We start from the raw sequence: 22,783 nt of genomic DNA, 5'->3' as shown, positions 1-22,783 counted from the left end.
TTAAATTACCACAAAACCGTGAGCATAAGGATCATCATCATCAATAGTAATAGTATTTAGACCTGTGATTTTTGCCCATCCCTCAACAGAAGGAATGATTGCATTAAATTTACCTAATTTTATTTCTTCTTCAATGCGACCTATAAATTTAGAACCAATAAAACTTTCATGAATAAATTCATCCCCTTGTTTTAGTTCTCCTTTTGCGTATAACTGCGCCATTCGTGCAGATGTTCCTGTTCCACAAGGTGATCTGTCAATAGCTTTGTCTCCATAAAAAACAGCATTACGTGCACTTGAGCTAGAATCTATTGTTTTTCCTGTCCATTCAAGATGAGACAGTCCATTAATGGTTTCATTAAGAGGATGAATAAAAGTATATTTTTCATTGATTTTATCTCTTAATTTTTTACTCATTGAAATTAAAGCTGCTGCTGTAAAATTTTCAATACCTGAAAAGTTTTTTTGAGGATCAATAATGGCGTAAAAGTTTCCACCATAAGCTACATCAAATTTTAGCTCACCCAGTTCTTCACACTCTATACTTAAGTTCTGTGAGTGCAAAAAAGAAGGAACATTAACGATTTTTACAGATTTAACTCTGTTCATTTCATCTTTTTTATATGTTGCAATTACCAAACCAGCAGGAGTTTCTATTCTCAATACTCCTTGTGTTTTAGGAGTAATTATTTCTTTTTCAATTAATACAGTAACCGTTCCAATTGTTCCATGTCCACACATAGGTAAACACCCACTTGTTTCAATAAATAGAATAGATACATCAAAATCATCGCTGCTTGGCTCAAATATTATTGTTCCACTCATCATATCATGACCACGTGGTTCAAACATAAGCCCTGTTCTAATCCAATCAAATTCTTTTAAAAAGTGCTGCCTTTTTTCACTCATATTAGCACCTTTTAATAAAGGTGCTCCTCCTAAAATAACTCTAACAGGGTTTCCACAAGTATGTGCATCTACGCAAAAAAATGTTTTACATGACATAGTTTCTCCTACATAATTTATAATATTTAATTTTTATCTATTAATTTTTCTTTTACTAATATTGCCGCTGCTAAATCTTCCAGCGCATGGCCAACAGATTTAAATAAAGTAATTTGTTTATTATTGTTTCTACCTAAGTGTTTTTTTCTGCTTAAGTCAAATAAATCAGCTTGTATGTCATTTTTATTAATAGTACCTTGTTCTAAAGGAATTTTAAGATCACCTGTTTCTTTTAAAGCCATAGGTGTATCAATAAAAATATCAACTTTTTTGATCAAAGCATCGTTGGCTTCTCTCATATCTGGTTTATAAGCCCCAACTAAATCTATATGTTGCCCTTCCACTAGGTTTTCACCTAAAACAAGAGCTGTTTTACTTAAGGTCGCACAAGAAATAATATCTACTTTTGAAATAACTTCCAAAATTGTTTCAACGGCTATAATGTTAAATTCATTTTTTAATTCATTTGCTATTTTTTTTGCTTTGTTAATATCTCTTCCCCAAACAAAAACATCTTTTATAGGTCTTACACTTGCATGTGCACGTATAAGTTCAATGCTTAAAGCACCAGTACCTATCATTAATAAAGAAGAAGAATCTTTTCTTGATAAAAAAGAAGATCCTAAAGCAGAAGAAGCAGCAGTTCGTTTAGCTGTAAGCGCTTTACCATCTAAAAGAGCATCTAATTTCCCATTTTGGGCATTAAATAAAAGATAAATTCCTTGAATTGAAGGCATATCGTATTTTGCATTATTTGGACTAACGGTTACAACCTTTACGCCTAGACTTTCACTTTCTTTCCACGCAGGCATTAATAAAAGTGTAGAGTCAATACCTTCTTTTGGGTTTTTGAAATCATGATGATGTCTTGGAGGCACAATACTATCTCCAATAAAAGCACCCTTTAGTGCTTCTATTAAAGAAGGATAGTTTAAAACACCATCTATTTCTTCTTTAGTATAAAATCTCATAGACTTTCATTTGAATAAGAATCATCTACCATTCTTAAAATTTTTAATTCATTTTCATCTCTTAATTCTAGAGGTAAAAGTGAAACTGGGCAATCTTGAAAACAAACAGGTCTAACAAATCGTTTAATTGCTCCAGTACCTACAGAGGTAAATCTTGCATCTGTTGCAGCTGGGAAAGGACCTCCATGTTGCATAGAATGACATACTTCAACACCTGTGGGAACAGAATTAAATAATATTCTTCCCGCTTTGTTTTCAAGCGCATAAATAAAAGACGAAAACTCATCCATTTCATGATCTTCACCCATAACAGTAGCAGTTAATTGCCCTTCTAAAGACGTAATAACGTTCATTAACTCTTCTTTATTTTCACATTCAACTAAGAGTGAATAAGGTCCGAATACTTCTTCTTGTAAAGTAGGATTTTTAATAAACTCGCTTCCTGCTACACTTGCAACAATAGCTTTTCCTTCACTAATCATTCCATCTTCTAAAGCCTGTGCAATTACTGTTGTTCCATGTTGAGCTATTGCTTTGTCTTTATTTTCTTTATAGGCTTTAGCAATTGAGCTTGAAAGCATAGTTGCAGGTTTTACTTTTTCTATTTCTTGCGCTAAATCTTTCTTAAATTCTTCTAGTTTTTCATCTTTTAGTGCAATAATAAGTCCAGGGTTCGTACAAAACTGTCCTGCACCCAAAGTAATAGAAAAAGCATAAGAAGCTGCTAATTTTTTTGTATCATTTAAAGCTGATGGTAAAAATAAACACGGATTAATACTTCCCATTTCTGCGAAAACTGGAATGGGGTGTTTTCGTGTATTTGCCAATTTATACAGTTCCATTCCTGCATAAGTAGATCCCGTAAACCCTACAGCACAAACAGCATCATGCATTACAATTTGCTGTCCTACCACACGTCCGCTACCATGTAACATAGAAAAAGTACCAGAAGGCATATCACATTTTATTACTGCTTTAATAATAGCACCTGCTACTAATTCAGAAGTTCCTGAATGTGAGCTATGTGCTTTTACAATTACTGGACATCCTGCTGCTAATGCAGATGCTGTATCTCCTCCTGCACAAGAAAAAGCCAAAGGAAAATTACTAGCTTCAAAAACAGATACTACACCCAAAGGTCTAAGCATTTTTCTTAAATCATTTCTAGGAAGGGGAGCTCTATTTGGCAAGGCTGTATCTATTGTAGCTTCAACCCAAGAACCCTCTCTTAATAAATTTGCGAACATTTTAAGTTGTCCTATTGTACGGCCTCTCTCACCTTCAAGTCTTGGTCTTGGAAGATTAGATTCACTCATTACTCTAAGTATTAACTCATCACCCAAATTCATTATTTCTTCCGCAATTGTTTCTAAAAAAACGGCTCTTTGTATTTGTGATTTTTGTTTATACACAACAAAAGCACTAGATGCTAAATCTAAAGCTTTAGAAACTTCATTAGAAGTTGCATGACTAAAATCACCTTCTAATGCAATATTGCTGTTAATATCATATATTTTATTACTTTTATCGCCTTGTGCTGATAAATCATTTCCAATAAAGTTTTTGCCATGTATACTCAAATTAAATCCTTTTATTTTTGTCTTTTTTTATAGTGTTGGTAATTTGGTCTGTTTTTTAAACCAGTATCAATTATAGCTTAAACTGCTTTTCTTTCTTCTCCATATCTACTTCATCATTAGAAGTGAACTTTGTTGTTACTGCTTGATATACTCCAATAAAATCACAAGTCATATTAATCCTTTTATTTGTATTTAATTAATATAGTAATATTATGTCGGATGTAATATATGTCTGATATATCAACTGATATATCAGAAGTATATCATATAGAATTTTACTTTTAACTTAAAGAATCCTGAAATAATTAAAAAGGCAATAAATGAAGAATCAAAGGCTTGCGTATATTTATGCATTAATAGCTGTATTTCTATGGTCCACAGTAGCAAGTGCATTTAAAATATCATTGGAATATTTAAACCCCTCTCAACTACTGTTTTATGCAGCACTTTTTTCGATTCTCACCTTGTTTTCAATATTAATATATCAGAACAAAACAGCTCTTATACTTATACATATTAAAAATAACTTTTTAATGATAGTATTTTTAGCTATTTTAAATCCTTTTTTATTTTATCTTGTATTGTTTAAAGCCTATGATTTATTACCTGTTCAAGAAGCACAAACAATAAACTATACGTGGGCATTAACTTTAAGTTATTTATCCATTCCATTATTAAAACAAAAATTACATCTAAGAGATTTTATAGCTGGAATTATTTGTTATTTTGGAGTATTAATTATTGCCACCAAAGGCAGTCCTTTTTCTTTAGAGTTTACAAGTACGCTAGGAATAATTTTGGCTTTAAGTTCAACTGTATTTTGGGCCTTGTATTGGATTTATAATACAAAAATCACTGTAGACCCAGTTGTAGGTCTATTTTGTAATTTTTTACTCTCTTTTCCTTTTATTTTACTTTATATTTATTTTGATGAGGGTTTTATTCTTCCAGAAATAAAAGGTTTACTAGGGGCTTTTTATGTAGGTTTATTTGAAATGAGTATTACATTCTTATTTTGGCTAAAAGCGATGAAAGAAACAATTTCAACGTCAAAAATTGCTAATTTGATCTTCATAGCACCCTTTATTTCATTACTTCTTATTTATTTAATATTAGATGAAAAAATTCTTTTTTCAACGCTAATAGGTCTATGCTTAATAATAATGGGACTATTATTACAGCAGATTAAGAAAAAATCATAAAATATTTTTTATAAAGTATCTTTGATTGTTCTTTCCAAGTTCAAGTTTCATATCAAATACCTTGGAAATATTACTAGAGTTAAGTAAGTCTTCTTTTTTTCCTTGTTTATATATTTGATTCTTGGCTAAAAGTGCTACATGTGTGATTTCTTCAAATATTTCTTCCAAATGATGTGTAATAATAATAATGCTTAATTTTTTACTTAATTTTCGTAAAAGCTTAGTAAACTCATGTTGTGCTTTAATATCTAAGCCTGTACTTGGTTCATCTAATATCAAAGCTTTTGGTTGATGTATTAACGCTCTTGCAATTAAACACTTACGTAACTCTCCCGTTGACATTTCATAGGCTTTTTTATCTTTCAAGTTTTCAATAGACAATTCTTTTAAAATATCATTTGTTTTTTGTATTTGTTCTTTTGTATATATATGATGAAGCATTTTCCCTAAACTTGAATAAAAACCAGACATAATAATCTCAAAAGCACTTGAATTTCTCGCATTATAGATAAAATCATTTTGTAAATTAGTGCTTACTATTCCTAAATGATTTTTCAATTTACTAATTTCCCAACGCTCTTGATCAAAAACTTCTTTTTTAAAAGCAGTATACGTATTGGGGTACAAATCATTAGACATAAGTTTCAGTAAGGTTGTTTTTCCTGAACCATTGCCTCCTAAAATAACCCAATGTTCACCCTCTTGTATTTTTAAATTTAAGTTTTTTAAAATTAAATACCTATAGTCATACCCAATATTTACATTTTCAAAATTTATAATATTCATTTTAATCCTTCAATTTATACTAATACTTTTTTGTTAATTATTCTTAAAAAGTATAAAACTCATCTTTAAATATTTATTTTTTTTCTTTTTTTGCAATAAAAACCAGAAATATTCCAAAGATTATCACGGAAGAAATCAATAAAAATTCAAAAGTAAGTATTTCATTAAAAACCACTGAAGATATCATCACAGCTAAGACGGGTACTAATAATAAAAAAGGTGTAATAAAAGAAATATCTTGATACTTAATCAACCATGCCCATAAACCATGACCCATAATACTACTTCCAATAACAGTAAACAACAAAGAAAACCATGTAATATTATTTTCAATAGCTAAAACAGAAGAAAAATTTTCATTATTCATTAGCATTAATATATATAAAAAAGGTAGTCCTAATAAAGAGGTGTATGCAATAATTCCAAAAGGAGATAAATGCTTAATTTTTTTTACTAAGATAAAATACAGACCCAGAAAAAAAGCAGAAGCGGTTCCAATTAATAATGCCCAGATATTATCAAACATGCTTGGTTCATAAAACAAAACAATAATTCCAGAAAAAGCAATAAAAAGACCTGTTAATTTCATCTTTCCTGGAGAATCTTTAAAAATAAACCATGACAATAAAATTGAAAAAGGAATGGCTAGTTGCATCACTACAGAAATCACCCCTACATTAGTCGTAAGTTTAAGAGATAAAAACAATAAACCATAATGCCCAGGTACAAGTACAAGAGCTGTTAAAAATATCATTAGTAAATCATCTAACTTAGGGGCTTTTACAAAAGGAAGCAGTACAAGGGCTACCAGTGTCAGACGTAGAAACAAAGCGGTATAAACATCAAACTCCAGAAGAACAAACTTTATAAAAACAAAATTCATTGCCCACAAAACAACTACCAACAGTACACAGCCTAAAATAAATACTTTATTCTCAATTAATTTTTGCAATTCTTTCTCACTTATCTCATAAATCAAATATATGTTTTTTGCTTATCATAATACTTTTTTTATTAAAACTGCTTAAATATTGTTATAAATATTCTTAAGTTATCGTAGAAAATTTATTATATTCATTTTAATACTTTTTTGTTCAGAACAATACTTTCCATAACAATGCAAGGTAAAGACTTGTTATTTTAAAAATGTTTTAGATACACTTTCATAACATTATAACATTATGACTAAACTAAGGATATATTATGAACTACAACAAACTATTTTTCCCAATTGGTGGTGGAGACGAATTAGAATCACGAATCAATGGTGCTTTATTAATTGCTAAAAAATTAAATGCTCATGTAGAAATATTTCAATCCATTGCAAAACCCAGTGAAATTATGCAATTTGATGAAAATCTTCCGGAGACACTTTTAAAAGAACTTAATGCCGTTGCACATAATAGATTAGAAGAAAGTTTGCATATTCATCAAAATTTGGTTAAAACCCTTGCTGAAGAGATAGGAGTAAGTATCTCAGAAAAAGCTTTAGACAATGAAGCAAGTGCTTCTTTCATAGCTAGAAATGGATACAGAAGTAAATTAATAGAAGAAGAATCAAAGTTTTGTGATTTAGTAATTGCTGCTTCTCCTCCTAATGGAAATATTACTGCAACATTTGAAACAACTATTACAAAAAGTGGTAAACCTGTATTAATGTTTCCAAGAGTAATGAAAAGTTTTAAAAATGAAAAAATATTAATTGGATGGAATAATTCAGCAGAAGCATCAAGAGCTTTAACTCAAAGTATTCCTTTACTTAAAAATGCAAAAGAAGTGCATATTGTTACTTCTATTGAATATATTAAAAACTCTAATCAAATGGAAAAACTTCAAGATTATTTATTATGCCATGGTATTAAAAGTACTTCAAATATTATTGAAACAACAAGAATACCTGGACAAGCCTTACTAAACCATGCAAATGAAGGAAACTTCGACATAATAGTTGCTGGTGCTTTTGGAAGAAAAGGTTTAAAAGAACTAATGTTTGGAGGAGCAACTAAATATATTTTAGAGCATACCACTATTCCTATTTTTATGGCACATTAAAAGACAGTTTAAAAACTATCTTTTAATACAATACTTTGACTTCATACTTTTTGTTTTCTTTTTCATAAAAAAGAATTCCTGTTTTGTTATAAGCACTTTCTATTGCCAAACACAAAGAGTCATAAGTATTGTCTTTAAAAAAACACTTTGGATAGTTTTTTCTAATAGCATAAAATTCGTAAGATAAAATATCCCAAGTATCCTTGAAATATGAATTTTCTAAATCAAATGCAAGATTATGATCTAATTCAGATAAAGAAATTTTAAAGCCATGTAAATATCCTAATAAATATGAAGATGTTTTTAATAAAGCATTTACTTCTTCCGAAATCTTTTGAAGAACTTCATCATTAAGGTCTTTTTTTCCTTTTTTAAGTAAAAGTTCCAAATTATTGTTTTTAATAAGTTTAATTAATTTTTGAGCCATTATTAAAGGGTATTTAGATTTTGTTGCAGATTTAGAAGAAATATAATTGGCAATATACTCACTCCAACATAATTCTGCAATGGGATAAAAAACTTTTTTAATACCAACACTTTTTGAAAAAGAAAAATCTTTTTTTGCATCGATTTTTTTATTTATATCATGAATGTGCGCAAATTCATGATGAACAATATGAATTGCATCTTTGTATCGAATAGGATTTTTTTCATTTCTTATTAAATTAAGAGCAAAACAACTTTTTAATACAAGAAGCATCTCATAGGTATCATCTTTGACAAGCGTTAATACCATTGCATGAGTATTGTTATTTAGGAGAAACGTATTTTTCATTACAAAAGTGCTTCTTGTAGTAATTTTTCTTATTTCATCATCAAAAGTATCGCTTACAATTAATGTTGAAAACCGTCGAAGGTCTAAATTGACAAATAATGCAAAAATTTCTAACAAGGAATCAATCAATTCCTTCGCTTCTTTCTTTTCAAAACCATTTATACTTATTTTTAAATCATGAGTAAACATAAGTGATCCTTTTTATTTGTATCTAATAATAGTCATTCTATATTTATATATTAATTATTAATTTATATTAAAAAAACATTTTAATAATTTTCTTAGTTACGATTGATTTATTTAACAAAATTTATTTAAAATTAAACCTTAAGTGTTATAATTCGCGTCCATTTTAAAGGAAAGATTATCAGAATTACACTTACACTCATTGAATTAAAAATTTTACAAGAATTATGTAAAAACCAAGGCCAAGCAGAATTGTATAAAAAACTTCATATTGAAGAAGAAAAAGCAAACAACAGTAAAACACTTAAAAAAACAAAAGCTACTAAAAAAGCTACTAAAACAAGGCAAGAGACGGCTAAAAGGAAAATTGAAAACAGTATTAATATGATGAGACTTTTAAATGCAAAAATCACTGTTTATTCAGTTGCTAAAGATGCAAAAGTATCTTATAATACCGCCAGTAAATATAAAGATTATATTCTGCAAAACGCGAACTAAGAAAAGAAAAAAACTCATTTTTTAATTATTTATTTTACAATTATGTGCTAATATATTTCATATTTCGCCCTATTATTGATGCAAAATACTTTAAGGATAAAAATGAGAGATTTTATAACGTACAAAAAATCTTTAGAGATTTTAAATACACTTACATTAAAAAACAATTTAATTGAAAAACTATTTATTTCAGATGCCAGAGGCCGCGTTTTAGCTCAAGATATAATTGCAGATCATAACAGTCCAGAATTTCCAACATCTGCAATGGATGGTTATGCGATTAAATACAGTGACCAAGATAAACAAAGTATTATAATTATTGATAAAACACCTGCTGGAAGCATTAGTAAATCAAGCGTTGAAGAAGGTCTTTGTATTAAAACTTTTACGGGCTCACTTATGCCACAAGGAGCAGATACCTTAATTCCAATTGAAAATGTAGAAGTTCTAAACAATACTATTATTATTAATAAAAAAGTACCCAAAGGTTTTGCAAACAGAGACATTGGAGAAAACTATAAAAAGAATGAAATTTTAATTAAAAAAGGAAGCATTATTTCTTTTGCTGAAATTGGCGTTATGGCTTCTTTAAATATTCCTTTGGTTTGCGTTTTTTCTAAGCCCATTGTTGCGATTGCAAGTACGGGAAGTGAAATTTTGGACCTGGGGGAAAAACAAACAAATGATTCGCAAATTAGAAGCTCTAATCATTTAACAATAGAAGCTTTATGTCAGACAGCAGGGGCTTCTACATTACAATTAGGAATTGTAAAAGACGATATTTCTTCAATTACTAATTTAATGCTTGAGGGATTAAAAAAAGCAGATATCATAGTAACAACAGGAGGAGTTTCTGTTGGAGATTATGATTTTGTACAAGATGTTATTAAAGATAAATTAAATGCAAAAGTTTTATTTCATGGAGTGATTATTAAACCAGGTATGCATATATTAATTGCTGTAAAAGATGAAAAGTTAATCATTGCTTTGCCTGGCTTTGCTTATTCTTCAACTGTTTGTGCTATTTTATATGTTTTACCTATGATTTATAAATTATTGGGATCAAATAAAAAACTTCCTCTTGTAAAAGCACGAATTAAAGAAGATTATAAAATGAAAATGAAAAAAACCATTTTTACGGCGTGTAATGTATATTATGAAAACAATGAATACAGTATTGATTTTGAAGGGAAAAAAGCAGGAACGTCAGCAATTTTAACCAATATGCTACAAAATCCTGCTTTATTAATACAAGATGAAGATTCGAATGATATTAAAAAAGATGATTTAGTAGATATACTTTTATTAAATGAGCTGAAATAAATTTTATTAAGAGTACTTATACAAAGTACTCTTTTCCCGTTTTTAAATAATGCATCCAATCTTCTCTTTTTCTTTTTTTAGCTTCGTTTATTGCTAAAGAATAATTATAAACAACATTAATTAAAGCAGCTGTATATGTATTGTTTTTATACTCTAAAATAGCATAAGAAGCTTCAGGAGTTTTTCTTTGCATGCAGTGAACCCATGGCTCATCGTCTTTATATGCTTGCAAACCGACACTTCCTGGATTAATGATAAGCTGACCCGTGCTTAAATATATCTTTCTTGGAATATGAGTATGTCCACACAAAATAACCTTTGAGCTGTTATTTCCAAGTAATTTTAAAATTTCTTTATCGTTTTTTAAAATATTATAACCGCTTTGTGTATCTTCTAACAAATACGTCAAATCATCTTTCGGAGTAGCATGGCATAAGTAAATATCTTCATTAAATTGTGTATCAAAAGGCAGTTCCTTTAGCCATTTAAAGCCCTCAGAACCCAAGTCTTCTAAAATATAAGCTAAGGTAGCATTCTCTTTTATTTCTTCTTGTGAGGCTTCTACTATTTGTCTGTCTTGATTGCCACTTATTGTAATAAATCTGTTTTTTTTCAAAAGCTCATACGTAGCTTTGGGAGCAATAGGACCATATAAAATATCTCCTAAATTAATTAAAATATCAACATTTTTACTTTTTGCATCTGCAAGAACTGCTTCAAGTGCGAATACATTGGAATGAATATCGGATAAAATAGCAATTTTCATTTATTTTCTCTTTTTATTTTTTTTAGGGAACTGCTAAAACAGCACAATTGCATAAATCATCACTTTCATACGCAGTCATATCCCCTGCATTTAATGTAGGATAAGGAAAAAGTCGCACGGTTAAAGGTTTGTTTAATCTAAAAGCCAAGGTTCCCGTATCTCTCATTAAAGCAGAAATTTTTCCTAAAGGCGTATCTCCTGGAATAGGTACAGTATCAAGCCCTATTCCACAAACGGCTGAATTTGCCAATAAAGATCTGATGTCATATTTTTTGTTTGTAATATCTTTTGCTAAACCTTCATCTTCAATAACAGCCAACATTAAGCCAGAAAAGCCTAAAAGTGGCATATTTTTAATACTTTTAAAAACTTTTGTTAATAAAGAAGATACTTCAATACTTCCAGATATTCCAAAGTGTTTAACCCCTAACAATTTATATACCTTAACCATTGAAGAACAATTTTTAGAAGGAGCTGCTGAAGAATCTAGTCCTGCAAAAATAAAATCATCATTGGTATTTGTGTCAAGAATTGTTTTTAATTCATCTACATGATATTGCAAAGCTTCACACATTCGTGCATAGGCTTCTTCAAAAAATTCTGCATGAGAAACATGAGAATGTTTTTTAGCAAGATTTTTAAGAACTTTTACCAATAAATCAGGTGTTTCTAAACCAATAACATAGGAGTTTTTTGAAGAAGAATTAAAATAAGACGCTGGAAAATAAGGAATAAATTCTTCACAATTAAAATTAACCGTAAAATTAAAATTTCCTTCCCCTCTTGGCGTAATTTTTGAAATGCGGTTAACAGCAATTGCACAATGCTCAATTAATTCATTGTCTAAAATACCCAAATCATTAGATGGTACATTCACGCAAGCATTACATAAATCCCCATAATCTCTTATAAGCTCGGGCAATAAAGCAATTTCTTCATAGGTTTTAGCCTCCCCAATAGCAAAACGTATTCGTAAACCATCAAAAGAAATCTTATCAATAATATCTTTAATGCTTTGCAAGTCTTTTGACGCATTTTTTAAAGAAGAAGTATCTAAATACTCCCCAAAAGCATTCGTAACTATTCTTATTGATTGTACTTCATAATTTTTAGCTTCAAACTTTTTTGTTAAATCTTTACAAAAATTACAGGCTTTTTGTATTTCTTTTTCCCAGGTTTTTTTATCTTTAGATAAAGTCAAAAAAGTAGTGACCGTTCTAACTTTACAATATTTCGTTTTTTTATAAGACATTATTATCCTTGTTATTTTCTATTTCATTTTGTATTTTTTTAGAAAACTTTTGAAGTACTAGTTCATATGAATCATTTATCATCTCAAAGAGTATATCTTCTTTTACTTCTCCATTAACATAAATAGTATTCCAATGTTTTTTATTTAAATGATAGCCAGGAATAACACTTTCATATATTTCTCTATAAGAAAGCGCATCAAAAGGATCACATTTTAAACTTAGATGTAAAGGCTTTTCTTTTTTAGCAATAAGGGCAAACATTTTTCCATTAAGTTTAAATACCATTGCCTGTTCCCCAAAAGGATAAGAAAGAGTAACTGCTTTTTTATTTAAGATAAAAGATTCAAGTTTTTTAAGCATTTTCAAGCTTTTGTTTTAGCCAATTTACGTACATTGATTATCTTAGTAAATCAAGATACATTAATTGCGCACTATTTGGGCAAATAGATTTAAATTGTTCTGTATTTTCTATACTTAGGGGAGCTTTTTCTCTATCTAAATACTCAAAACCAAGTTTTTCAAAATATTTACTTGCTGTTTCTGTTAATAAATAGAAGCTATTTATTTCTTCTTTTTTGGCTTTGTTTTTTAAGGCCTCATATAATTTTCTTGCTAAGCCTAAACCTTTGTACTCATCAAGTACAGCAAAAGAGCGCAACAAAGCATATGAACCACATAACTCATAACCAGCAAGTCCTACAATCTTATTTTTATCTTCATATAGATAAAAATTATTTAAGTGTGCTTCAAAATCTTCGGAAGGTAAAGCATTGGATTTTAAAATTTGTTCAATGATTTTTGCATCTTTTTGTTTAGCTTCTCTTATTTTCATATACTCATCCTTTGATATATAGTTTTATCTTCCACCAGAAACATCAATAAATATTCCTGTACTGTATGAAGCTTCTTCACTTAATAAATAAGCAATTGCACTAGCTACTTCGTAAGGTTCTCCCCCTCGTTTTAAGGGAACAGAATCTTTTAAGCGCTCGACTCTGTTTTCTTCTCCTGCACTTTTATGAATATCGGTATAAATAAGTCCTGGTCGTACTGCATTTACTCTGATATTCAAGTGGGCTACTTCTTTTGCTAAACCTATAGTTAAACTATCAATTGCACCTTTTGAAGCAGCATAATCTATGTATTCATTAGCAGAACCTAGTTTGGCTGCCATTGAAGAGACATTTACAATTGCACATCCTTCTTTCATACGTTTTAAGGCTTCTTTGCAACATAAAAAACAAGAAGTGACATTTGTATTAAGAACTTTATTAATTCTTGTGGCATCCATATCCAATAGTTTAGCTTGAGGCATAATAATACCTGCATTATTAACTAAGTGTGTTATGGGACCATATATTTCATCAATCGTTTCAAATAAACGTTTTACCTCTTCTTCTATAGAAACATCTGCTTGAACAGCAATGGCTTCACCGCCTTCACTTCCAATAAGAGCTACTAATTCCAAAGCAGCTTCTTCATTTTGCAAATAATTAATACAAACCCAATACCCTTCTTGCGCTAAGTGCCGTGATGTAGCAGCTCCAATGCCCCTACTTCCACCTGTTACTAAAACAATTTTATTCATAATTAGCCTTTTTTGTTTAACTGGTACTCTGTTGGTAAAGGTAATTTATATTTATTCATACAAACAAGAAGTTTTTCTACATATTGCTCATTTTTATCATCTTTTAAAGGTGGAACAAGTAAGTTACATACTAAAGCAGTAATACTTTTGTTTTCAACGTGCAATAAAATGGCTTCACCTACATACTCAATTAATCCAGAATCTTTGTATAAAATATCAATTTCTTTATGTGTAAGTTCATATACTAAACCATGAGCTTCTTTTTGTTCAGCTCTTAATAATGTAGCCATTTTACCAACTCTTAAAACAAAGTCTTTTACATATGCTTTTCGTTGATTTCTTATTTTCACACCTTTTTTTAGAAGAATTTCTTCATCCATATACAAACCATAAAAAAATACATCTACTAATCTATTTTCTGAATTATCCATTTTAAGCCTTATTTATCTCTGTATAACATATACGGGTTTCTTTGTGCTGTTGGCATTAAATCTAGGTATTGAATATTTACGTGTTTAGGTGTGTTTAAAATACTTATTAGTACAGAAGAGACATCTTCTGCACTTAAAGGCGTAAAACCTTCATAAACAGTATCGCTCTTATCTTCATCTCCCTCAAAACGCACCTTTGAAAAGTTTGTTTTAACAGCTCCTGGTGCTAGCGTGGTAACTTTAACATTTGTTCCATATAAATCAATATTCATAGAATCCCCAAGTGAGTGAACAGCTGCTTTAGTAGCACAATATACATTTCCATTAGGATAAGATATTTTTCCAGCTACTGAACCTATATTTACAATATGAGCTGTTTCAAGCTTTCTCATTTGTGGAATAATAGCTCTACTTACATATAATAAACCCTTGATATTAGTATCAATCATATTTTCCCATTGATCTAAATCACCTTGATCTAAGGGGTCTAACCCTAAAGCTAAACCTGCATTATTAATTAAAATATCAACAGTGGTATTTTTAAGTAAGTTTTCTAAAGAAGCATTCACATCTTCTTTATTTCTTACATCAAAAGTAATTAAAGTAATAAGCACATCACAAGTTTTATTTATTTCATTTTTAACTTCTTCTAGTTTACTTTCATTACGTCCAACAAGTACCAAGTTAAGTCCTAAGTTTGCTAAATCTATGGCAAATTGTTTTCCCATTCCTGCACTTGCCCCTGTAATTAGAGCTGTTTTATTTTTAATATAATTTGTCATGTTTTTCCTTTTTATATATACAGTACACCTAATAATCTATGTTATATTTTAATCTTCAGTATCTAAATCTAATTCATCAAATAGTTCATTAGCTGCTTTTAAATATTCTTCGTATGTTTTATGAGGCATATCGCCTTTTTTTACTTCTTTATCGTATTGTTCTTTCGTTAAAAACACTCTTGTTATCATATATTATCCTTGTTTTTCTAAGAGTTATAATACTTAAAACATCTTTAGAAATAGCTATGAAATATACATAAGTGAATAAGTAACAATAAATAAAAAATGATTTTTGTTTATAATTAAGAGTTTAGTAGGGAATGAAGATTTGAATACCAGCCAAAATATTCAAAAATTCGTTGTTGAAACAAAATAATGACACATAAAATATTCTAAAATTTTTGTTTCGTAAGTTTTTGGTCAATCCTTTAATTATCCGTTGACAAATAAGTGTAACAAGTAAAAATAGCATAAAGGTAGCATTTCAGATTAATTCCTAAAATTTACCTTATTTTTCTCTATATGCTTTGATTACTTCTTATTTTTTAAGTTATTATTTTTTGTTTATAGATTCACTTTTAAAAATTTTAACCTAGGGGGTACATAATTTTATTTTGTATTGTTGCAATTTTAGCCATAGTTTCAGCCGAAAGTTCCAAACTCATGGCTGCTAAGGATTCATCTAATTGCTCAATCCTTCTTGCACCTATAATAGTAGAAGCTACAAAATCAAAGTTTTTTGACCAAGCAATAGCTAATGTAACAGGCGAGATTCCAAGCTCTTTTGCTAAAATAACATATTCTTTACAAGCAGCGATAGACTTCTCATTTACAAAACGTTTAGCCATCTCCTGAACACGAGGGTTTTTATTTGCTAAATATTCACCAAACCTAGAATCTTTTGAATATAATCCATTATTATACTTTCCACTTAACATTCCTCCACCCATGGGAGAATAAGGAAGAAGTGAAATTTGTTCTTTTTTACAAACTTCAGCTATTTCATCTAATGCACGTGGATTAACCAAAGAAAAATTATTTTGAATCCCTTCAAAACGTGCTAAATTTCTGTGTTTTGATGTTTCAGTGGCTTTGCTTAAACCATAAGCTGTATCATTTGAAGAAGCTATGTATCTAACTTTTCCTTCTTTTACTAAAGCATCAAAGGCTTTTAAGCTCTCTTCAATAGGCACAATAGCATCAGGCCAATGCATATAATATAAATCTAAATAAGGAGTATCAAGTTTTTTTAGAGATGTTTCAATACCTTTTTTAATATGAAAAGAATCAATGGCAGTAAGACCATGTCTTGTAGGTGGAACAAACCATCCTGAAGCTGCTCCTGCTACTTTTGATGCTAAAATAATAGAATCTCTGGGTTTTGTTTTTAACCACTCTCCTACAATTTCTTCTGTTACGCCTTGCATTTCTGCTTTGGGAGGTACAGGGTATAGTTCTGCAGTATCAAAAAAATTAATACCCTCATCATAGGCTTTATCCATTATTTTAAAAGCTTCTTTTTTAGAAGTCCATGAACCAAAGGTCATAGTTCCTAAACAAATAGGACTAACTCGTAGTCCTGTTTTTCCAATATATCTGTGTGTCATTCTTTAACCTTTATATTGTAAATTATAATCTGAATAATTTTATCACTTAAAGTTTAAAGTAAACAAAAAATAAGACTATTTGATTATAATTTCTTATGAAAATAATAAATTTAATAAATAAAAATATTTGTTTTACAAAAGAAACAAAAGAATATAAAATTCTAACATTTAGAAAAGATAAAATGTGTGTAGAATTAGAAGTAAAAGAAAATGGTGTTTTACAAAAAAACGAACAATTGGTTTTTGCCCATCTACCTAAAAAAATAAAAGCCCTCTTAAACCCAAAATAATTATCTGCGCTAAGTATTATTCTATACTAAACTCTCTCTTTATAAGATGAAAGTTGTTTCTAAACATTGTATGTAAGTAGGTTCCAAAAACCTTGTTATGTTTAAAAGCAGCGTAAGTAGCTTTTGAAGAAGATGATTTATATAAGGTATATTCACCTTTTATTTCATTTTTCACTTGGGTGTAATGAAAAGCATGTCCTGTGATATTTAAGTCATTTTTATAATATCCCATTCTTGCTGCTTTTTTAAGAAGAGTAAATTCTAAAGGAAGTAAAGCAGACATTTTTTTATCATCCACATTTTTCCCTAAATACAATAAACCCGCACATTCAGCATAAATAGCTTTATTTTTTCCATGTTTGATTAAAGACTTCCTAAAATTATTAGAATCTTTTATTTTATCGTAGGCCACTTTTGTTTCAACATAACCACCTGGAATATAAACAACATCTACATCAGGAATTATTTCATCTTTAATAGCAGAGACAAAATATACGTTTTGAAATACTTCTTTTAAAAATACAACATTGTCATGATATAAAAAACAAAAATTATCATCATTTACAATAGCTATAGACTTTAGCACTTTTTTTTGTTTAATAAATGGATAAGCTATAGTAGCTGCTTTTTTATAAACAGAAATTTTTTCTAGTTTTTCTAAATTTATATGTTTTAATACCTCTTTGGATATTTTTTCCAATGCTTCATAATTATTTTCATGCAAATTCAAACCCAAATGAACAGAATCAAGTACATCCAAATCTTTTTTAATAAAACCAAGAGAAACAATATTGGGACATTCTTTCTCTATGCAAGTAAGAATCAAATCATAATGAGATTGTGAAGCCACTTTATTAAAAACAACAGCTTTTATAGTATTATCATCTCTAAAGTTACATAAACCCTGCAGAACAGCTGCTAGTGTTATATAAGATGCACTGGCATCTAAAATAATTAGGCTTGGTATTTTAAGTAAAGAAGATACATCATAAGCAGAAGCATTTTTATCCATACCATCATAAAACCCCATAACCCCTTCTAGAATATTAAAATCTTTATTTGCATATTTATCAAACATCCACTTAACTTGGTTTTGGTTCATAATATGAGTATCTAAATTTATGCTTTTTTCTTTTGATATTTTTTCATGAAATAAAGGGTCAATAAAATCAGGACCAATTTTAAAAGGACGTACCTTATTTTTGTAGTGGTACAACAAAGCAGTACTTAATATCGTTTTTCCTTGATTGGAAGCACAAGCAGAAATACAAAGAGCATGCATTAGTTTTTATTCCTTTTAATAAGCAAATACACAAAAAATGGAGCGCCTATAAAAGCAGTTACAACGCCAATTGGTAACGTAGATGCCGTATTTAAATTTCGGGAAATCAAATCTGCAAAAACCAAAAACACACCCCCAAAAAAGAAAACAGGGAAAATTAATTTATCCGCACTTTGTTTATACAATAATTTCATGACATGAGGAATAATCAAACCTATAAAACCAATAGGGCCTACAAAAGAGATAGAGATTCCCACACATAAAGAGATCAAAACCAATAAAAATAAATTAGTTTTATGAACATCAAGACCTTTTAAAAAAGCCGTATCATTTGAAAGAAGTAAAAGCTTTATTTTATTTTTGTATTTATAAATTCCCATATAAAACAAGCTGGCTACGAGAGCAATAATACTTACGTTTTTATATCCAATCGTATCTAAACTACCAAGAGTAAAACGGATAATAGAATAATTTTCTTCTAAATTACTCATATAAAATACCAGCATTAAAGCAGAAGAATAAAAATAAGACAAAGCAATTCCGATTAATAAAATAGAATTCGTAGAAACACTAATTTCTCTTTCACTCATTTTTCTTGAAATAAAATATAAAACCATAATAGTAAAAAAAGAACCGAAAATACCTGGAATATATAAAGGAACAAAAGGAAAAAACAAAATAGAAATAGCCGTAAATAAAGTTGTTCCACTTGCAATTCCAAGAGTATAAGGAGTAATAAGTGCATTTTTAAAAATGATTTGAAAAATCAAACCAGATAATGCCAAAATACCTCCTATGAAAAAAGCTAAAATAACACGTGGAATACGTAACTCCCAAAAAACTTTATACGTCACACTTGAAGTTTTAAAAATATCTTCAAAGACCATGCTAATTTCACCTATAAAAGGTGAAAAAAATATTAAAATAATACAAAATATAAACAAATTTGTTTTCATAGATTCACAACCAAATGGTTTTGTATTTTAATCAAAGTATTTTTGTAAAACTTCTCTAAATTTGCACTAGAAAAAAACTCCTCATGTTCTCCAAAAAAAACAATCTCACCCTCTTTTAGATACAGAATTTTATATTTTAAGGCATAAGCTAAATCAAGATTGTGAGTAATAATGATTTTTTGTTCTAAGGCGTTAGATTTAAAAACATTAAAAACTTCTTTCAAACGATTAATGTCTAAATTGGCACTTAATTCATCAAAAATAGTAAGTTTCGCATTGTGTAATAAAGCAGAACCCAATAATAAAAGTTGTTTTTCTCCTGAAGAAAAGTGAAGACAACTTTTATTCTCCAGATGTTCTAAAGAAAGAAGTTTGATTATTTCATCAATTTTTTTTTCATTACTTTCATCTATAAAACTCAGAGCAAAAAATTCTCTAAGGGTGATATATTCATCAAATATATCAAGTTTAGGAGGAATATAATTAATCAAAGAAGCACGTTTAAGTGAGCTTAACGTAGCTAAATCTTCACCAAAAAGTTTTACATTATTGCTACTTATCAAATAACACAATACTTTAGCAAGAGTACTCTTCCCTGCTCCATTTTCTCCTAATATAAGTAAGTTTTCATTTTTTTGTAATGAAAATGAAATATTCTTTAACAGTGTACTGTTGTAATTATTTATTTCTAACATTTTCAAGTATTTTCCTAAAGTCTTCTATAAAATACTGAACTCTATGAGAAGGTATTCCTGCATAAAATTCAGAGATAGTATAAATATTTTTATTAGCACTTGCGCTTATTGGTAAAGTACTCCATGAAGCAATAAGTTCTTCTTGTTTTTCTTTATTTTTAGATAAAAAAGGCGTTAAGAGTATTATTATATCAGGATTCATATTGATCACTTTTTCTACATTTACCATAGGCTGTGCTGTACTCTTCGAATAAAAGGCATTTTTATTATTTGATGCGTTTATTATATCTTCAAAATAAATATGATTGTTTGTGACATAAATAGCTTGAGACAAGCCTTTTCTTGCAGAGATAACAATAAGTATTTTTTTATTTTTTACAATATTCTTAATTAGTTTTAACTGTAAATCAATGGCCGCATTAATTTCTTGTGCTTTTTTTTCTTTTTTAAAATAAATACCCAAATTTTCAATAGTATTTTTGATATCACTTAAAGAAGAAGTATTAAAAACTTTGGTATTGATTTTAAGTTCTTTTAAAATTCTTAAGAAATTTTGATCATAGTTTTGAGAGAGCACGACAGTAGGTTTAAAAGCCAATATTTTTTCAACAGAAATACTAGAATAACCACCTACTTTAGGAATATCTTGAGCCTCTTTTGGATAATTAGAATATAAAGTATTAGCAACAATCTTATCGCCCATTCCCAAAGCAAAAACAATTTCATTTAAAGAAGGAGAGAGCGTAATAATACGACTCTGCCCTAATAATGTAATATTAAATAAACCGTAAAAAACGAATAGTAATAAAATTTTCATTAGAAATTATATTTAATTCCAGCTAAATATGTTCTTTCAAAATTAAAAGGATAAATATTGTCATCTTTTGTCCAAAAGCCATTTTTTTCAGCAAATAAATTCTCTATTTTTCCAAAAAATTCTACTGTTTTATATGTATAAGAAATATTTACATCGGTTGAATTATAAGATTCTTGTTTCTGAGTAAAAGAATTTTCAAAATCATTGGCGGAATACGTTGAACTTCTATAAGTATGAGATATATTTGAAGAAAAATTCTTACTTTGATAACCTACATTAAGCGTAACATTGTGTTTTGGAACACCTGGTAAATCTTTACCATTAAAAGTACCATTACCTTTATCTTCATTGTCTATTTTAGCAATAATATAAGAATAATTAAGGGAAGTAAAATAATTTTTCGATAACAAATATTTATCAAAAAATTCAAAACCATATTTATGCGATTTATCTATGTTTGTATTAATAAATTCAGGTTTGTAGTAGTAAATCTCATTTTCTAAATTACTTCGAAAGATAGAAAGCTTTAACTTGTTCTTTTCTTGAATGTTTGTGTATCCAAGAGTTGCGGTTTGAACCTTTGCTGGTTCGATAAAAGCATTAAATGTTCCTGATTTAAAAAATCTGTCAATATCAGGTGCTTGAAAAGATTTATTATAATTTGCGAAAATAGATGAGTTATTATTTATTTTATAATTTATTCCCAGATCAAAGGCATGTAAATTTGAATCACTGTCTATACTACTTCCTGTATTTAAGGCATAAATATATTCCACTTTTTCTTTTCTAATTCCTGAAGATAAAGAGATGTTATTGTTTAACATGTAGTTAACACTTAAAAAAACTGCTTTATTATTTTTAGTAGTTTTGTTTGTTGTAGCCGTTCGTTCGGCTTCAAAAATATCGATACCAAGTGCAATTTTAAATTTATCTTTTTTAATATTTAATTTAGTATTTAGTGTTTCCGCTTCCGTACTGTAAACAGATAAAAATCCTGAGGAATAAAGGAATTGACTTCTTTTATCTGTATCAGAATAATCAATATCTAAAGTATAGTCTTTATTAATAAAATAAGATGCTCCTAGTGTCGTTGTATAGGTATCATTCAAACCTTTTGTAAAGGTACTTGACTGATTGGGATTGTTTTTATATTCATCTAAACTTAATCCCTTTCCATAATAAACACTTGTATTTGAAAATAACCTTCCAACTCTTAATTCCAAAGAATCATTAGGGAAAAATAATACATTTATATTTTTATTTTTATTAAAATTTTCATCTTTATCTCCGCTAGAATTATTTCTACTTCCATCAGAAGAGGTATTATCTGTAAAAGCATTTATAATAAAATTGTCAGTACTGTAGCCTAGGCTAAGAGTCGCATTTTTATTACCATTACTTCCATAATATGTTTTTATATAGTTGCTGTTCTTGCCATTTGTTATTATATTAATAACACCTGCATTTGCACCATCTCCATATGCAACAGAACCGCTTCCTTTAATTATTTCAATTCTTTCAATTGAATCAATTGCAATAGAAGATAACAATTGTGGCGCCATATCAATATTATTTAATCTTCTTCCGTCAATAGAAATAACTAAATTTTGATAACCATTTGTTAATCCATATCCTCTTAAATCTATAAGCTGTGCAAAAGGGTTTCCATAATTAGGAGCTATATTAACAGATGTTTGAGTATTTAAAAATTCAAATATATCTTTTGATTTTGTTTTTGCGATATCTTCTTTAGAATAGATTTCAGTGGCATACGTAGCATTTATTTCATCTGTATGAATTAAACTTGATGTTACTTCAATATTTCCCAATGTTTCTAGCGAGAACAAATTTGTGCTTAAAAGTGCACAGGTGATTAAACTTATTGTAATTTTATTATTCAATTTTTTCCTTTTTTTCTTTCATCATTTAAATGCCTAT

25 protein-coding genes are annotated in these 22,783 nt (G+C 28.8%); 5 read left to right on the top strand and 20 right to left on the bottom strand.

Annotated features, from left to right (window positions below):
- Genes HRT41_06925 through HRT41_06915 form a run of 3 tightly spaced genes read right to left on the bottom strand, consistent with a single transcriptional unit; the run spans nucleotide 1 to nucleotide 3,556 of the window.
- On the bottom strand, nucleotides 1–1,005 hold the full coding sequence (locus tag HRT41_06925; GenBank protein NQY23750.1) for a 4-hydroxyproline epimerase: 1,005 nt from the start codon (nucleotides 1,003–1,005) through the stop codon (nucleotides 1–3).
- 26 nt (nucleotides 1,006–1,031) lie between these two features.
- Nucleotides 1,032–1,976, bottom strand: a complete 945-nt coding sequence (locus HRT41_06920; GenBank protein ID NQY23749.1) for an ornithine cyclodeaminase family protein — start codon at nucleotides 1,974–1,976, stop codon at nucleotides 1,032–1,034.
- Entirely contained in the window at nucleotides 1,973–3,556 is a 1,584-nt protein-coding gene (locus HRT41_06915; GenBank protein NQY23748.1) for an aldehyde dehydrogenase (NADP(+)), read from the bottom strand. Before HRT41_06915 ends, HRT41_06920 begins: the two co-directional genes overlap by 4 nt.
- 320 nt (nucleotides 3,557–3,876) lie before the next feature.
- Between HRT41_06915 and HRT41_06910 the strand changes: the two genes are divergently transcribed.
- Nucleotides 3,877–4,758 carry a DMT family transporter gene (locus HRT41_06910; GenBank protein ID NQY23747.1) on the top strand — a complete coding sequence of 294 codons (882 nt, stop codon included), beginning with the start codon at nucleotides 3,877–3,879 and terminating at the stop codon, nucleotides 4,756–4,758.
- Here HRT41_06910 and HRT41_06905 read toward each other — a convergent pair.
- Both HRT41_06905 and HRT41_06900 read right to left on the bottom strand, forming a co-directional pair.
- A complete protein-coding gene (locus HRT41_06905) occupies nucleotides 4,753–5,544 on the bottom strand; it encodes an ATP-binding cassette domain-containing protein (protein ID NQY23746.1) in 792 nt (263 codons plus the stop codon). The genes HRT41_06910 and HRT41_06905 overlap by 6 nt on opposite strands.
- 73 nt (nucleotides 5,545–5,617) lie before the next feature.
- Nucleotides 5,618–6,523 (bottom strand): DMT family transporter, encoded by a 906-nt coding sequence (locus HRT41_06900; GenBank protein ID NQY23745.1) that lies wholly within the window; start codon nucleotides 6,521–6,523, stop codon nucleotides 5,618–5,620.
- Between the two features lie 224 nt (nucleotides 6,524–6,747).
- Here HRT41_06900 and HRT41_06895 point away from each other — a divergent pair, with 224 nt between their 5' ends.
- Nucleotides 6,748–7,596: a universal stress protein gene (locus HRT41_06895; protein ID NQY23744.1), complete on the top strand. Its 849-nt coding sequence runs from the start codon at nucleotides 6,748–6,750 to the stop codon at nucleotides 7,594–7,596.
- 22 nt (nucleotides 7,597–7,618) lie between these two features.
- On the opposite strand, the gene HRT41_06890 is transcribed toward HRT41_06895, so the two are convergent.
- Nucleotides 7,619–8,560, bottom strand: coding sequence for a hypothetical protein (locus HRT41_06890; protein NQY23743.1), 942 nt, complete (start codon nucleotides 8,558–8,560; stop codon nucleotides 7,619–7,621).
- A gap of 249 nt (nucleotides 8,561–8,809) precedes the next feature.
- Between HRT41_06890 and HRT41_06885 the strand changes: the two genes are divergently transcribed.
- Nucleotides 8,810–9,055 carry a hypothetical protein gene (locus HRT41_06885; protein ID NQY23742.1) on the top strand — a complete coding sequence of 82 codons (246 nt, stop codon included), beginning with the start codon at nucleotides 8,810–8,812 and terminating at the stop codon, nucleotides 9,053–9,055.
- 102 nt (nucleotides 9,056–9,157) lie between these two features.
- On the top strand, nucleotides 9,158–10,378 hold the full coding sequence (locus HRT41_06880; protein ID NQY23741.1) for a molybdopterin molybdotransferase MoeA: 1,221 nt from the start codon (nucleotides 9,158–9,160) through the stop codon (nucleotides 10,376–10,378).
- A 16-nt stretch (nucleotides 10,379–10,394) separates the two neighbouring features.
- On the opposite strand, the gene HRT41_06875 is transcribed toward HRT41_06880, so the two are convergent.
- From HRT41_06875 to HRT41_06835, 9 genes are all read right to left on the bottom strand, one after another.
- On the bottom strand, nucleotides 10,395–11,144 hold the full coding sequence (locus tag HRT41_06875) for a metallophosphoesterase family protein (GenBank protein NQY23740.1): 750 nt from the start codon (nucleotides 11,142–11,144) through the stop codon (nucleotides 10,395–10,397).
- A gap of 22 nt (nucleotides 11,145–11,166) precedes the next feature.
- Nucleotides 11,167–12,396 (bottom strand): DUF711 family protein, encoded by a 1,230-nt coding sequence (locus HRT41_06870; protein NQY23739.1) that lies wholly within the window; start codon nucleotides 12,394–12,396, stop codon nucleotides 11,167–11,169.
- The gene (locus tag HRT41_06865) at nucleotides 12,386–12,757 is read right to left on the bottom strand and encodes an MmcQ/YjbR family DNA-binding protein (GenBank protein ID NQY23738.1); all 372 of its coding nucleotides are present in this window, start codon (nucleotides 12,755–12,757) and stop codon (nucleotides 12,386–12,388) included. The genes HRT41_06870 and HRT41_06865 overlap by 11 nt, the downstream gene beginning before the upstream one ends.
- Nucleotides 12,758–12,794: 37 nt before the next feature.
- Complete coding sequence (locus HRT41_06860; GenBank protein NQY23737.1) at nucleotides 12,795–13,229, bottom strand: GNAT family N-acetyltransferase; 435 nt, start codon at nucleotides 13,227–13,229, stop codon at nucleotides 12,795–12,797.
- A 24-nt stretch (nucleotides 13,230–13,253) separates the two neighbouring features.
- Complete coding sequence (locus HRT41_06855) at nucleotides 13,254–13,985, bottom strand: SDR family oxidoreductase (protein NQY23736.1); 732 nt, start codon at nucleotides 13,983–13,985, stop codon at nucleotides 13,254–13,256.
- A 2-nt stretch (nucleotides 13,986–13,987) separates the two neighbouring features.
- Nucleotides 13,988–14,416: a gamma-glutamylcyclotransferase gene (locus tag HRT41_06850; protein ID NQY23735.1), complete on the bottom strand. Its 429-nt coding sequence runs from the start codon at nucleotides 14,414–14,416 to the stop codon at nucleotides 13,988–13,990.
- 8 nt (nucleotides 14,417–14,424) lie between these two features.
- Nucleotides 14,425–15,198, bottom strand: a complete 774-nt coding sequence (locus HRT41_06845) for an SDR family NAD(P)-dependent oxidoreductase (GenBank protein ID NQY23734.1) — start codon at nucleotides 15,196–15,198, stop codon at nucleotides 14,425–14,427.
- 48 nt (nucleotides 15,199–15,246) lie between these two features.
- Nucleotides 15,247–15,387, bottom strand: coding sequence for a hypothetical protein (locus tag HRT41_06840; protein NQY23733.1), 141 nt, complete (start codon nucleotides 15,385–15,387; stop codon nucleotides 15,247–15,249).
- Between the two features lie 398 nt (nucleotides 15,388–15,785).
- Entirely contained in the window at nucleotides 15,786–16,805 is a 1,020-nt protein-coding gene (locus HRT41_06835; protein NQY23732.1) for an aldo/keto reductase, read from the bottom strand.
- A gap of 95 nt (nucleotides 16,806–16,900) precedes the next feature.
- Between HRT41_06835 and HRT41_06830 the strand changes: the two genes are divergently transcribed.
- Complete coding sequence (locus HRT41_06830; GenBank protein ID NQY23731.1) at nucleotides 16,901–17,095, top strand: malate dehydrogenase; 195 nt, start codon at nucleotides 16,901–16,903, stop codon at nucleotides 17,093–17,095.
- A gap of 16 nt (nucleotides 17,096–17,111) precedes the next feature.
- On the opposite strand, the gene HRT41_06825 is transcribed toward HRT41_06830, so the two are convergent.
- The 5 genes from HRT41_06825 to HRT41_06805 are packed head-to-tail and all read right to left on the bottom strand — an operon-like array spanning nucleotide 17,112 to nucleotide 22,746.
- Nucleotides 17,112–18,377 carry a cobyrinate a,c-diamide synthase gene (locus HRT41_06825; protein ID NQY23730.1) on the bottom strand — a complete coding sequence of 422 codons (1,266 nt, stop codon included), beginning with the start codon at nucleotides 18,375–18,377 and terminating at the stop codon, nucleotides 17,112–17,114.
- Entirely contained in the window at nucleotides 18,377–19,333 is a 957-nt protein-coding gene (locus tag HRT41_06820; GenBank protein ID NQY23729.1) for an iron ABC transporter permease, read from the bottom strand. Before HRT41_06820 ends, HRT41_06825 begins: the two co-directional genes overlap by 1 nt.
- Nucleotides 19,330–20,028, bottom strand: a complete 699-nt coding sequence (locus tag HRT41_06815) for an ABC transporter ATP-binding protein (protein ID NQY23728.1) — start codon at nucleotides 20,026–20,028, stop codon at nucleotides 19,330–19,332. The genes HRT41_06820 and HRT41_06815 overlap by 4 nt, the downstream gene beginning before the upstream one ends.
- The gene (locus HRT41_06810) at nucleotides 20,012–20,845 is read right to left on the bottom strand and encodes an ABC transporter substrate-binding protein (GenBank protein ID NQY23727.1); all 834 of its coding nucleotides are present in this window, start codon (nucleotides 20,843–20,845) and stop codon (nucleotides 20,012–20,014) included. Before HRT41_06810 ends, HRT41_06815 begins: the two co-directional genes overlap by 17 nt.
- Nucleotides 20,845–22,746: a TonB-dependent receptor gene (locus HRT41_06805; protein ID NQY23726.1), complete on the bottom strand. Its 1,902-nt coding sequence runs from the start codon at nucleotides 22,744–22,746 to the stop codon at nucleotides 20,845–20,847. The genes HRT41_06810 and HRT41_06805 overlap by 1 nt, the downstream gene beginning before the upstream one ends.
- Between the last annotated feature and the right edge of the window lie 37 nt (nucleotides 22,747–22,783).

The organism is Campylobacteraceae bacterium (assembly GCA_013215945.1).
In the GTDB taxonomy this organism is placed as follows: domain Bacteria; phylum Campylobacterota; class Campylobacteria; order Campylobacterales; family Arcobacteraceae; genus NORP36.
This window is presented reverse-complemented; position numbering and strand designations above follow the sequence as displayed.